This window comes from Streptomyces sp. NPDC032721, from assembly GCF_055579625.1.
Genome location: NZ_JBVIMX010000009.1, coordinates 97,397 through 109,984, shown reverse-complemented (window position 1 = coordinate 109,984; position 12,588 = coordinate 97,397). Strand labels below are relative to the sequence as shown.

The following is a 12,588-nucleotide window of genomic DNA, read 5'->3' as shown; positions in this document are numbered from 1 at the left end:
TCAGGGGAGCCCATGACGGCACCGCAGAAATCCGCCGACCCATCGGCACACGAAGGCAGGACCGGCCGCCGAGCCGCCGTTCTCCTTGTCGTCGTCACCGCGTTCCTGGCGGCGGGCTGCACCACGCCGCGTCCAGCTCCGGTGGGCCCCATGTTCGACAAAGCCAGCGCTCGCGAAGGCGCCCGTGTCTATCAGGAGGCCGTGAACGCGGGGGACCTGACCCTGGCCTGCGTGCTGGCCTCGGAGCGGATGCAACGGGGTCCCCTCGGGGACTGCCTGAACAAACGGCCCGCCTTGCCCCGCGCCCGCTCGACCCAGCCTCTCCCACTGCCCGACGCGTACCCCCGCGCCGACCCCGACGCGCCCGCCCTCCCTGATACCGGCCCCGTCGTCGTCTCCAGCGTCCTCGTCGTCCCGGCCACCGCCGACGGCAGCCATCCGGCGGGTTACGGGGCCGTCGTCACCTACACCTCCACCTGGCCGGGCAAATCCACCTCGACCAGGCGCCATGTGGTGCGCATGATCAACGAGTACGGCTGGGTCATCGACCAGCACGAGAATGTCCCCGCCGGAGCCCAGGGGCGTGAATCACTGGTCATCGACGCCCTCTTCAAGAAGAAGTGGATGCCACGGCGGTGATCCAACTGGTGACCTAAGGTGAGGCCATGCCCCATGAAGCGATGGACGGTGGTCTGGTGAGCCAGGAGACAGTCGAGGCGGGCGGGTATGCCGGGGGCGTGGCGGCCGGCAGTTTCCGGCTGGCGGCGTACGCCGTGTGCATCGAGGACGGGCGCGTCCTGCTCGCCCGTCACGCGTCGGGGAACTGGACCCTCCCGGGCGGCCGCGTCGAGCAGTCGGAGGATCCGTTCGACGCGGTGATCCGCGAGGTCGCCGAGGAGACCGGCTGCGACGCGGTGGTGGAACGCCTGCTGGGCGTGGACTCGCGAGTGATCCCCGCAGCCGTCGCGCATGCGGGGATCGAGCACCAGAACGTCGGCGTCTTCTACCGGGTCCGCATCACCGGCGGCCGGCTCAGGCCCGAGCCGAACGGCGAAACCGTCGAGTCGGTCTGGACCCCGATCCCGGAGGTCGCAGGGCTCCGCCGGTCCTCGCTGGTCGACGTCGGCCTCGCCCTGGCACGGACCACACCGGCGACCGGGCACGTCGCTCCCGTCCCGGTCACCGGGCTGCTCCAGTACTGAGGCAGCAGGGCGGACTCAGCGCGGCATCAGCGCGCACTCAGTGCTCGCAGAGGGAGAACTCCCGCTCGTAGATCTGCTCGTTGTGCTCGGCGACGAAGAACTTGCGTTCCTGCATGAGCTGTTCGCGGAAGTCCTTGGCCTGTTCCAGCGTCATCGTGGACGTCTCGGCCCAGGGCTGCTGCGGCGGCACGTCGGATGTCGAGACGATGGTCTGCGAAGGGTCGATCAGGAAGAACGCCAGGATCTTGCGGTGCCCCGGCCGGGTCGGGTCCGCGAGGCGGAACGGTCCGACGCGGTGCTGCAGGACGTTCGGGAACGCCAGGCAGCGGCCCGCCGGGGTCGGTGCCGAGCCGAGTTCCTGGTTCAGCGGGTCCTCGTTGTCCAGGCCGTAGACCTCGCTCATTCCGGCGTTGTCGTTCTGCTCGTACTCCGGGTCGTCGAGGGCCGCCCGGAAGCTCAGCCGGCTCTCGGTGATGTTCTCGTTGTCCCAGTAGTAGATGCCGGTCGAGACGATCCGCTCGTTCAGCATCCCCTCGACGTGCCAGGAACCGCCCGCGTACTCGGGCTTCTCCGGCGTGAGATGAATGGTGGCCAGCTTCGCGATGACCTGGAGGCGGCGACCGCGCAGATCGACCCGCGCGCCGTCGGGCAGCACGGGCGGGCTGAACTCCGGGGCGTCGGGAACGGCCGGACGGCGCTCCCGCCACCAGTGGTCCTGGGCGATCTCGTACTCCCGGTAGGCCTCTTCGAAGCCCTCGTCGTCCTCGTCGCCGTCGGGTTCGACCGGCTCGGTGCCGTCGTACCAGGAGTAGGGGTCGGGCTTGATGCGCAGCGGCCGGGGATTGCGCAGGTCGGTGAGCACGTTCTCGAAGAGCGGGCGCATGCGGCCGAACAGTTCCGGCAGGACGGCGGCGAGCTCGCGGTGCTCAACGGGGTGGACGTTGTTGACGTACGACATGAAGACGGCTTCGCCGTCCTCGCCCACCTCGACGTCCGTGGGCAGCCACTGGAACTTGTCCGAGAACTCGTACTGCGTATACCGCCCGCCCTTCTCCGGGCGCTGCCAGGCCCGTTCGGGGCCGCCGCTCACCTCTCGTACGTTGCAGAAGAGCGAAGGGTGCACCAGATCCAGCACCTGGCCGTCCGAACCCGGATGCCAGTCCTTCTCCGCCTCCGGGACCTCCTCCAGCACCCGGACCGCCTCGCGCAGCCGGGACCTGAGCCCGTCCTCGATCAGGGTGTCCGACTGCCACACCCCGTCCACCGCGGCCACCTCGATGCCGCGCTCCTGGTCCCGCAGCCCGGCGTAGTGGGCGAGTTCGGCCAGTACGTGGCGAACCTGCGCCTCGGTCAGGCCCTGGTCGGCCATTTCCCTGGTCCACCTGGCGACGATCGCCGCGTCGTTCATCTTGGCGAACCACTCCGGCTTCGACCGTATGAGGGCGCTGCACTGCATCATCTCCAGCTCCCGCAGGGTCCGGGGCCGCGCGAACGTGGTGGTGCGGAAAGCAGCAAAAGGCAGGGGGAACGGGGACAGCGCAGTCAACTCTCTCGGTCCTTCCAGATGGTGTGCGGTAGCGGGGGAAGGCTACTTCAGCCGACTGACAACGGACTGACAACGGACCGAGGGCGGAACGGGGACGAACCGAGGACGGACCGATGGCAGAGGGCCGGCAGTGGCGCCCTTCATCAACTCTCTTGCACGCGCGGCGAATTGGCGTCCACACTGCGAACGCGCAGACTTCAGCCACGTACTGACCCTCGAAGGACACGATGTCCAGGCCCGAGCTCCGCAGGATCGAGCACGACACCCAACTCAGCCTCTTCCTCGCCAAGTCCGGCGACCACGACCGTGCCATCGGCCTCGGCCGCGAGGCGATGTATCTCGCCCGCCGCGAACTCGTCGCCGACGACGGCCGGGAGACCCGGCTGGCCCTGGCGGTGTGCCTGCACAACCTGGGCCTCGTGACGTCCTGGTACGGACTCCACGAGGAGGCACTGCGCGCCGCCGACGAATCCATAGGCTTCTTCCGCGACATCGCCGCGGAGGAGCCGGACCTCGGCCTCCCGCGCCTGGCCGACGCCCTCGACAGCCTCAGCACCCGGCTCGCCGACCTGGGCAGACACGAGGAGGCGCTCCCGCCGTCCAGGGAAGCGGTGACACTCTTCCGCGGCCTCGCCCCCACCGAGCACCACCGCGCGGAGCTCGCCCGCTGCCTCAACAACACGGCCGCCCGCCTGACCGCCACCGGCCGCGACGAGGAGGCCCTCGCCTCCCTCACCGAAGCCCTGGAGATCCACCGCGCCCTCACCGCCACCGCCACCCCCACCCCGGACGACCGCGAGGTCCACCTCCACACCGTGGCCAGGCTCGCCAAGTGCCACGCCGCGCTCGGCAACGACCCCACGGCCCGGCTGCTCGCCCTCGAATCCCTCCAGCTCCTGACGCTGCTGCCCGCCGACCACCGCGCCCGCCGGTCACCCGAACTCCTCGACCACTGGCGCTTCCTGGCCCGCCACCTCGCCAGGACCGGCTACCGCACCGACGCCCAGCAGCTCAGGACCGCCGCCAGACGCCTGCGCTGGCAACCGCGGCACCGCTCGCCCCGGCCACCACGGCCATGAGTGCAGGACGCCCGCTGTTCATGCTCTGTACGCCGAGCCCCTCAAGACTGCACCCTGCGTGTGCCGGGCGTCGTCCGGCGCCGGTCGTGGCGTGAGTGGTGTGAACCGTGGAGGTCGTACGTGGTGAGACGTCGTGAGGTACTCGGTCTGCTGGGAGCCACCGTGGGCGCGGGGGTGGTCGGTACGGGAACGGCCGAGGCCCGCCCGCACTCCACCCTGAAGGTCCTCCAGTTCAACATCTGGCTCGGCGGCAGCCGCGTGCCCGGGGGCCGTGCCGGCATCGCGGACACCGTCGCCGCAGTCCGCCCCGACATCGTCATGCTCAGCGAGTCGAACCCGGAACGGGTCGCCGCCCTGCTCTCCGACCTCGCGGACCGGGGCGTGACGTACTACGACAACGCCAACCCCACCGACCCCGCGGTGATATCGCGGTACCCGGTCATCGAGCACCAGTCCTTCCCGTCCTGGTCGAAGGCGGTCGTCTCGGTGGGCGGCACGGAGGTGGCCGCTTACTCGGGGCACCTCGAATACCGCTACTACGTGAACTACCTCCCGCGCGGTTACGGCGGCGGTACGCCCGCACCGCTGGAGACCTCCGAGTACGGCTGGGGCGAGATACCCACCGGGCCGATCACCGACACCGGCCTGATCATGCGGCTCAACGAGGCGTCGGGCCGTACCGCCGTGACGAAGACGGTGCTGGCCGACGCCGCGAAGGAGCGCCGCAAGGGCCGGCTCACCCTGCTGGCCGGGGACTTCAACGAGCCCTCGCACCTCGACTGGACCCGCAGGACGCGCCACCTCTTCGACCACAACGGCACCGTGATCCCGTGGTCGACGACGAAGTCCATCGAGGCCGCCGGGTTCCGCGACAGCTACCGTGAGATCCACCCCGACCCGGTCCGCACCCCCGGCTTCACCTGGCCCAGCGACAACCCGGGCGCCAAGACGGAGGAACTCACCTGGGCCCCGAAGGCCGACGAACGCGACCGCATCGACTTCGTCTTCTACCACCCGGACCGCCGCCTGCGGCTGCTGGACAGCACGATCGTCGGCCCCTCGTCGTCCATCGTGCGCAACGTCCGCACCGAGGAGACCGGCCGCGACAGGTTCTGGGAACCGAACTGGACCTGGCCGACCGACCACAAGGCGGTCCTGAGCACCTTCCGGCTCACCGGCCGCCGCCACTAGAGGGGGCTGCGTCACCAGGAGTTCGGCCGGGGGCCGCCCACCTGGGGCGACGACCGTAAAACCCGGGGGAGCCGGCGCCCGCGCACTGTTACGGTCGGGCACCATGAGCTGGCTTCCCGAAGACTTCGTCCATCCCGTCCTGATACCGCTGCCGGGCGGCACCCATCACCTGCGTCCGATCCGGCAGACGGACGCCCACCTCGACTACCCGGCCGTGATGGGCTCGCGCGACCGGCTGTACACGGTCTTCGGCCCCGCCTGGGACTGGCCATCGGCCACCATGACCTACGAGGCCAACGAGGCCGAACTGCTGCGGCACGAGAAGGAGATCGACGCCCACCAGTCCTTCAACTACGCACTGTTCGCCACGGCGGAGACGGCCCTGCTCGGCTGCGTCTACATCGACCCGCCGGAGAAGGCGGGCGCGGACGGCGAGATCTCCTGGTGGGTGGTGGACGAGCTGGTGGGCAGCGACGTCGAGCAGGCGCTTGACACGCTGGTGCCGGAGTGGATCGCCGCGGACTGGCCGTTCGAGCAGCCGCGCTTCCTCGGCCGCGAGACCTCCTGGGAGCAATGGCTCGCCCTGCCGGCGCACCCCGACGCGTAACCGGCCCGACGGGGTGCAGGTCCACCGGCCAACATCGGCCGCGGAGCGGCCGGTTAGGGTCGCAGGCATGACGACACCCCTTGCCACCAGTGCCTTCGACTCGCTCCGCCTCGACGCCGTGTCCGACCAGGAGGCGCTGCGCCGGACCTACGAACTCCCCGGCGCGGCCGCCGTGCGCAAGCAGATGACCGAACTCACCGACCAGACGCGGCAGTTGATCGGATGCTCCTCACTGGTCTTCGTCGCCAGCGCGGACGCCGAGGGCAACTGCGACGTCTCCCCGCGCGGCGGCCCCGCCGGATTCGTCGCCGTGCTGGACTCACGGACGGTGGCGATACCGGACGCGACCGGCAACAAGCGCCTGGACACCCTGCAGAACGTCATCGCCACCGGCCGGGCCGGACTGCTGTTCGTCATACCCGGGCGGACCACCACTCTGCGCCTGAACGGCCGGGCCTGCGTCTCCACCCGCCCGGACCTGCTGTCCCAGCTGACCGCCGTGGGCAAGCCCCCGGCCAGCGCACTGGTAGTGGGCATCGAGGAGGTCTACCCGCACTGCCCCAAGTCGCTTCTGCGCAGCGCCGCCTGGAAGCCGGAGCAGTGGCTCGCGGCGGACGCCCAGCCGTCCTCGGCCGAGGTGACGCTGGCCCAGCTGCGCATGCCGGACCTGACGATCGCCGACATCGAGAAGGCGGAGGCGGAGTCGCTGAAGTACCGCTACGCGTAGCTACGCGTAACGGGACACCGGGGTCAGGTCCGTCCGTTCCACCGCCTTCATTCTTGCGAAGCGGTCCCGGACCTCCGTGCGGCGGGAGCGGTCCATCGCCAGGTTGGTGAGTTCGTGCGGGTCCTCCTGGAGGTCGTACAGCTCGTGGTCGCAGTCGTCGAAGGCGGCGTCCGGGCCGTAGAGCATCCGGGAGGGCTCGGGGACCTCCGCGCGGTCGGCGGGGAGGCCGCCGCCCACGCCGAAGTAGCGGGCGTACTTGAAGCGGCCGTCGAACATGCCCCGTACCGCGTAACGGGTCTGCTGGATCCGGCGGGTGTGCACCGAGTCGTGGGCGAAGAGGACGTAGTCGCGGACCTTCGCCGCCGGGTCGGCCAGGACCGGGGAGAGGTCCTTGCCCCGGAAGGCCGGCTCGGGTGCCGCCCCGGCCAGTGCGCAGATCGTGTGCGCCAGGTCCACGTGCGAGGCGAGGGAGTCCGTGGTGCTGCCGGGGCGGGTGAGACCCGGTGCCTTGACGTAGCAGGGGACGCGCATGATCTCGTCGTAGACGAAGGGGCCCTTCGAGCGCAGCCCGTGCGAGCCGCACATGTCGCCGTGGTCGGAGGTGAAGACGACGACGGTGTCGTCCCAGCCGCCGGACTCCTCCAGTGCGCCGAGGACCCTGCCGAGGCTCTCGTCGGCGAGTTGGTGCAGCTTGACGTAGTAGTCGAGCTGGCGGAGCCAGGACTTCCTGTCGTCGGGCTCGATGCGCCCCCACAGACTGTTCTGCTGGTCGTACCGCCACTGGCGCTGGGTGTCCGGCTTGGTGTGCAGGTCGTCGTCGAAGTTCGCCGGCAGCTCGTCGAAGATCTCGTCGTACGGTTCGGTGTACGGCGGGATCGCCCGGCCGCGCCCCCAGTCGTCCGCGTCCAGGAAGCCGCGGATGAACTCCAGCATCTTCGGGTGGGCCCGCTGGTACTCCGGCTGGTCGATCGGGTACCACATCACATCGTGCGGATTGACGAGCGCGACGGTGAGGAACCAGGGCCGGAGGGATGGTGAACCGGCCGCCCGGCGGAGCCAGTTGGCGGCGTTCGCGGCGATCACCGGGTCGAAGTGCACCCCGGTGCCCGCCATCCCCATGAAGTGGTGGTCGTTGCCGTCCCAGTCGCCGTAGCCGTACGCCTCCATGTCGGGGTGCGCGGAGCGGGACAGGTGCCACTTGCCGATGTACGAGGTGCGGTAACCGGCCTTGCGCAGGGCGCTGCCGATGGTCGGGGTGGTGGTGGGGAGTTCCGGCTGCCAGGGGAAGATCACGTTCTCGGCGACCTGGTGCTGGGTGACGTACTGCCCGGTCATCATCGTCGCGCGGGACGGCGAGCAGGGGGACGAGTGCGTCCAGTAGTTGGTGAACTCCAGGCCCTCGGCGAGCAGGCGCTCGCGCCAGGGCAGCCGGACCTGCGGCGGCAGCCAGCCGCGCTGGCGCTCCTGGTCGGAGACGACGAGGAGGATGTTGGGCCGCTTGCGGGGGGTGGGGCGGGGGGTGGGGCGGGTGTGCATGGGAGTGCCCTTTCGTCGCAGATGGAGGAGGGGCAGGGGGCGGCCGGCTGTGGGCGGGGGCGGCACTGCGGTACCGAGACGGCCAAGCGTTTGTTTGGTGCGCTGCCGCACCCGTTCTAACGCAGTTGCGTTAGTCGGCGCAAGGGCACAGTATGGGGAGGTCGGTGGAGCCCCAACGCGCTTGCGTACAGGAGGAGTTGTGAGGACCCGGCAGGCCCGGAAGGACACCCGGGTGCGGCTCGTCGAAGTGGCCGAGCGGCTGTTCGCCGAGCGGGGCCTGCACGCGGTGTCCTTCCGTGAGATCGCCGCGGCGGCCGGGCAGCGCAACACCTCCGCCGTGGCCTACCACTTCGGCGACAAACGCACCCTCGTCGACGCCGTCTACGCCCACCGCCTCGCCCCGGCGAGCGAGGACCAGCTGCGCCGCATCGCCGCCCTCGACGCACAGGGGCGCGGCCACGACCTGCGCGCCCTGGTGGAGATCCTGGTGTACTCGATGACGGGCCGGCTCGGCACGCACGAGGAGCCCGGCTGGTTCCTGCGCTTCGTGGCCAACGCCCTGTACGTGCACGAGATCGCCCCCTTTGACCTCACCGCCCAGGAGTGGACCCGGGGCATCCATGAGCTGCGCACCCGGATCGACGGGTGCATGGGCGCACTGCCGCCCCAAGTGCGCGCCCAGCGCTGGGATTTCCTCATCGGGCTGCTGCTGCACACGCTCGCCCGGCACGAGTACCTGCTCCAGCGGCACGGCGAGACCCCCGCCGGAGTGCCGTGCCGGGAGCTGCTCGCGGCCGGGCTCGCCGACTCGGCGGTCGCCCTCCTGGAGGCCAGCGCGTCGGCGGCGACGTACGAGGCGCTGCCGACCGAAGCGACCTGAACCCGAAGGGATTCCTCCGCCAGTACCGGGAGCCGTGGCGTCAGGCCAGGCTGAGGAAGAGCTTCTCCAGCTCCGCCTCGGTCAGCGGCGGGCGTTCGCCGTCGGTCGCCGCGAGGCACTCGCGCATCCCACTGGCGATGATCTTGAATCCGGCCCGGTCGAGCGCCCGGGAAACCGCCGCGAGCTGGGTCACCACGTCCTTGCAGTCCCGGCCCGCCTCGATCATCGCGATGACCCCGGTGAGCTGGCCCTGGGCGCGCCGCAGCCGGTTCAGGACGGCGGCCATCGTCTCTTCGTTGTTCTGGGCGGCCATGACGGCGGCTCCTGTTTCTCGTCGTCGTCGGACATTCCAGTGTGCGGTACGTCAGCCGCGCAGGGCCGACCGGGCCGCGTCCAGGTTCTCCGGGCGAGGACGGTTGAACGGCAGCCTGCTCAGTACGGCGGCCATTCCGCAGGTGTTGCTGACGCCCGAGTAGACGAGTCCGGCGGCGATACCGGCGGACAGCAGCCGGGCCCGGGGCGCGCGTACGCCCAGCGCGAGACCGGTCAGCACCAGGGTCCCCGCGGCGAACCGGACCTGGCGGTCCATGGCCCAGACGCTCCGCCGCGCGGGCATCTCGGCGCGCTCGACGGGCAGACCGGCGGCCTGCCAGGCAGCGGTGCCGCCCTCCAGCCCCGCGGCCGCGATCCCGGCCCGGCCGAGCTGCTCGCAGGCGGTCCTGGAGCGGACCCCGGAGGCGCAGACCACGGCAAGACCGCGCCGCTCCGAGGCCTCGCGCAGCTCGTCCAGCAGGTGCGGCACGGCGTCGAGGGGGAGGTTGACGGCACCGGGGACGTGACCCTGGGCGTACTCGTCGGCGGACCGGACGTCCAGGACGAGGACGCCTTCGGCGATGCGGGACTCCAACTGGGCGGGAGCGAGGGGGGAGTTCATGAGGGAAGCGCCCTTCTTTCGTGTGTCTGGGGGGAGGTACGTGGGTGCGGTCAGGCGGCCAGGGCGGGCCGCGTCGCGGCCCAGGTCGCGTAACCGCCGTCCAGGTTGGCGACCTGGCGGCCGGTGAGCTGGGTGAGGAGCCGGGCGGCGGTGTGGCCGCGCAGGCCGACCTGGCAGTGGACGATCAACGGCTGCCCGGCCCCGGCGGGGACCTCGGCGAGGCGTGCGCGCAGTTCGTCGACCGGGATGTTGACCGCGCCGGGAATGGCACCCCGGGCGTGCTCGTCCCGGCCGCGTACGTCGATCAGGGTGGCACCGTCGGCGACCAGGGCCTCCAGCTCGTGCCACTGCACGGAGGTGCTGGTGCCGGTGGCCAGGTTCTCGGCGATCAGCCCGGCCATGTTCACCGGGTCCTTGGCCGAGCCGTACGGCGGGGCGTAGGCCAGCTCCAGATCGGCCAGGTCGGCGGCGGTCAGACCGCCCGCCATCGCGGTGGCGAGCACGTCGATGCGCTTGTCGACCCCGTCCGCACCGTCGGCGCCGACCGCCTGGGCGCCGAGAATGCGCAGGTCGGACGGGTCGAAGAGGAGCTTGATGGCGATCGGGGACGCGCCGGGGTAGTAACCGGCGTGCGAACCGGGGTGCAGATGCACGGCCTGGTACGGGCGTCCCGCGGCACGCAGCCGCTTCTCGTTCCACCCGGTCGCGGCCGCGGTGCGCCCGAAGACCTTGACGACGGCGGTGCCGACCGCTTCGCGCGCCCTGACGGGGCGCCCGGCGATGGCGTCGGCGACCAGGCGGCCGTGCCGGTTGGCGAGATTGGCCAGCGGGATCAGGGTGGGCTCGCCGGAGAGCGCGTCCGGCTTCTCGGCCGCGTCGCCGACCGCGTACACGTGGGGATCGCTGGTGCGCTGCCGCTCGTCGACGGCGATGCCGCCGCGCGCGCCGACCGCCAGCCCGGCGGCCACGGCGAGCCGGGCGTCGGGGCGTACGCCGATGGCCATGAGGACCAGGTCGGCGGGGGCGGTGCGGCCGTGGGCCAGGGTGACGTCGTCCGGCCCGACGGCGGTGAGCCGCGTGCCGAGTTCGACCCGTATGCCGTGCGCGCGCAGCTCGGCGGCGACCGGCGCGGCCATCTCCGGGTCCAGCGGCGGCAGCACCTGGTCGGCCAGCTCGACCAGCGTCACCGCGAGGCCGCGCTCACGCAGGTTCTCGGCGGCCTCGACGCCGATGAAACCGCCCCCGACGACCACGGCGCTGCGGGCACCGGCGTCGAGATCGGCGGCGATCCGGTCCACGTCGGCGACGTCGCGCAGCGTACGGGCGCGGGAGACGCCGGGCAGGTCGGGGACGAAGGGCCGGGCGCCGGGACTGAGTACGAGCCGGTCGTACGGCTCGTCGTACTCCCGCCCGCTCTCCACCTCGCGCACCCGGACGGTACGCGCCGCACGGTCGATCGCGACCGCCTCGCTGCGCACCCGTACGTCCAGCTCGAACCGGGCGCGCAGTGCCTCGGGCGTCTGGACGAGGAGCCGGGCGCGCTCCTCGATGACGCCACCGAGGTAGTAGGGCAGCCCGCAGTTCGCGTAACTGACGTGCGCGCCGCGCTCCAGCACGACGATCTCCGCACTGTCGTCGAGACGGCGCAGCCGGGTGGCCGCGGACATCCCGCCCGCGACACCTCCGACGATGACGACCTTCATGGCTCCTCCTGGAACACCTGGAACGCTGCTGCATTTTTACCCCCGGGGGTATTCAAACATACGGGTGGGGGTATCGCGGAACGCGGCAATCCGGTACTGGGGGAGGGGTGTGCGGGAAGGGCGGGACTCCCCTTGACCTGAAGCGCGCTTGAGCTCTTAGCGTGTTCCCGAGTTGATCACCCGACGACAGGAGAACGCGCCATGATCGTCGTGACCGGAGCCACCGGAAACATAGGAAGCGCACTGCTCAGGGAGCTGCACGCGGCCGGTGCGGGGCCGCTGCGAGGACTCACCCGTAACGCCGCCGGGGCCGCCTTCCCCGAGGGGGTCGAGACCGTCGAGGGAGACTTCGCGGGCTCGGGGTCGTGGGTGTCCGCCCTGGACGGGGTGCGCTCGCTCTTCCTCCCGTCGCGTCTGGGCCCCGACGCGGACATCATCGAGGCCGCCCGGCTGGCCGGTGTGGAGCACGTGGTGCTGGTGTCGTCCATCACCGTCCAGACGCATCCGCACCTGGGCCCCGCCGCCGAGAACCTCGCGGTCGAGCGCCTGCTCAAGGACAGCGGCATGGCCTGGACGATCCTGCGGCCCACGCAGTTCGCCTCGAACACGCTGATGTGGGCGGAGTCGATCCGCGGCCACCAGACGGTCCGTGCCCCGTACGCGGACACCGGGCTGCCCACGATCCACCCCGCGGACATCGCGTCGGTGGCCCGGGTGGCACTGACCGAACCGGGCCACCGGGGCCGGACCTAGGCCCTGACCGGCCCGGCGCGGGTGACGCCCCGGCAGCAGGTCGAGACCCTCGCGGCCACGCTCGGGCGGGAGGTGCCCTTCGCCGGGATCAGCCGTCAGGAGGCCTACGCCCGGATGGCCGCGGTCTTCGGGGACGAGGCCGCGGACGCGGTGCTCGACGTCACGGGCGGCGACCCCAACGACGAACTCCTGACGGTGCGCGACACGGTGTCCCGGGTCACCGGCTCCCCGGCCAGACCGTTCGGGCAGTGGGCCGCGGAGAACGCGGCCCTCTTCCGCTGAGCCGAGTCGGGCCGTTGGGGCGTCGGACGAGTGGCTGACTCCCCCTGTTGGTAAGGCTGTTGGTAAGGGCCTCGGGGTGATGGCCCGGAGTCTGTCGCCTCAGGGGCGCCGGATCGCGGCCCGGCCCCGCCCCTTCGTCCTTCCGCAC

The 12,588-nt window shown here is 71.3% G+C and carries 12 protein-coding genes and 1 pseudogene; 8 read left to right on the top strand and 5 right to left on the bottom strand.

The window, feature by feature from the left end:
- Positions 1 to 12 precede the first annotated feature (12 nt).
- A complete protein-coding gene (locus tag ACZ5PB_RS20010) occupies positions 13 to 639 on the top strand; it encodes a hypothetical protein (protein WP_468692854.1) in 627 nt (208 codons plus the stop codon).
- A 26-nt stretch (positions 640 to 665) separates the two neighbouring features.
- Positions 666 to 1,202, top strand: a complete 537-nt coding sequence (locus tag ACZ5PB_RS20005; RefSeq protein ID WP_468692852.1) for an NUDIX hydrolase — start codon at positions 666 to 668, stop codon at positions 1,200 to 1,202.
- A 37-nt stretch (positions 1,203 to 1,239) separates the two neighbouring features.
- On the opposite strand, the gene ACZ5PB_RS20000 is transcribed toward ACZ5PB_RS20005, so the two are convergent.
- Positions 1,240 to 2,748, bottom strand: a complete 1,509-nt coding sequence (locus tag ACZ5PB_RS20000; protein WP_468692849.1) for a DUF4246 domain-containing protein — start codon at positions 2,746 to 2,748, stop codon at positions 1,240 to 1,242.
- A gap of 227 nt (positions 2,749 to 2,975) precedes the next feature.
- On the opposite strand from ACZ5PB_RS20000, the gene ACZ5PB_RS19995 reads away from it, so the two are divergent.
- From ACZ5PB_RS19995 to ACZ5PB_RS19980, 4 genes are all read left to right on the top strand, one after another.
- Complete coding sequence (locus tag ACZ5PB_RS19995; RefSeq protein ID WP_468692848.1) at positions 2,976 to 3,827, top strand: tetratricopeptide repeat protein; 852 nt, start codon at positions 2,976 to 2,978, stop codon at positions 3,825 to 3,827.
- A gap of 123 nt (positions 3,828 to 3,950) precedes the next feature.
- A complete protein-coding gene (locus tag ACZ5PB_RS19990) occupies positions 3,951 to 5,018 on the top strand; it encodes an endonuclease/exonuclease/phosphatase family protein (RefSeq protein WP_468692847.1) in 1,068 nt (355 codons plus the stop codon).
- Between the two features lie 103 nt (positions 5,019 to 5,121).
- Positions 5,122 to 5,625: an N-acetyltransferase gene (locus ACZ5PB_RS19985; RefSeq protein WP_468692845.1), complete on the top strand. Its 504-nt coding sequence runs from the start codon at positions 5,122 to 5,124 to the stop codon at positions 5,623 to 5,625.
- Between the two features lie 67 nt (positions 5,626 to 5,692).
- The gene (locus ACZ5PB_RS19980; RefSeq protein ID WP_468692844.1) at positions 5,693 to 6,352 is read left to right on the top strand and encodes an MSMEG_1061 family FMN-dependent PPOX-type flavoprotein; all 660 of its coding nucleotides are present in this window, start codon (positions 5,693 to 5,695) and stop codon (positions 6,350 to 6,352) included.
- Here the strand turns inward: ACZ5PB_RS19980 and ACZ5PB_RS19975 are convergent, their stop codons facing one another.
- Positions 6,353 to 7,888 carry a sulfatase-like hydrolase/transferase gene (locus ACZ5PB_RS19975; RefSeq protein ID WP_468692843.1) on the bottom strand — a complete coding sequence of 512 codons (1,536 nt, stop codon included), beginning with the start codon at positions 7,886 to 7,888 and terminating at the stop codon, positions 6,353 to 6,355.
- A gap of 199 nt (positions 7,889 to 8,087) precedes the next feature.
- On the opposite strand from ACZ5PB_RS19975, the gene ACZ5PB_RS19970 reads away from it, so the two are divergent.
- Entirely contained in the window at positions 8,088 to 8,768 is a 681-nt protein-coding gene (locus ACZ5PB_RS19970) for a TetR/AcrR family transcriptional regulator (protein ID WP_468692842.1), read from the top strand.
- Between the two features lie 40 nt (positions 8,769 to 8,808).
- Here ACZ5PB_RS19970 and ACZ5PB_RS19965 read toward each other — a convergent pair whose 3' ends face one another.
- The 3 genes from ACZ5PB_RS19965 to ACZ5PB_RS19955 are packed head-to-tail and all read right to left on the bottom strand — an operon-like array spanning position 8,809 to position 11,405.
- The gene (locus ACZ5PB_RS19965; protein WP_389240930.1) at positions 8,809 to 9,081 is read right to left on the bottom strand and encodes a metal-sensitive transcriptional regulator; all 273 of its coding nucleotides are present in this window, start codon (positions 9,079 to 9,081) and stop codon (positions 8,809 to 8,811) included.
- A gap of 51 nt (positions 9,082 to 9,132) precedes the next feature.
- The gene (locus ACZ5PB_RS19960; protein ID WP_468692840.1) at positions 9,133 to 9,702 is read right to left on the bottom strand and encodes a rhodanese-like domain-containing protein; all 570 of its coding nucleotides are present in this window, start codon (positions 9,700 to 9,702) and stop codon (positions 9,133 to 9,135) included.
- 50 nt (positions 9,703 to 9,752) lie between these two features.
- A complete protein-coding gene (locus ACZ5PB_RS19955; RefSeq protein ID WP_468692838.1) occupies positions 9,753 to 11,405 on the bottom strand; it encodes an FAD-dependent oxidoreductase in 1,653 nt (550 codons plus the stop codon).
- A gap of 201 nt (positions 11,406 to 11,606) precedes the next feature.
- On the opposite strand from ACZ5PB_RS19955, the pseudogene ACZ5PB_RS19950 reads away from it, so the two are divergent.
- Positions 11,607 to 12,440: pseudogene (locus ACZ5PB_RS19950) on the top strand (NAD(P)H-binding protein).
- Positions 12,441 to 12,588 lie beyond the last annotated feature (148 nt).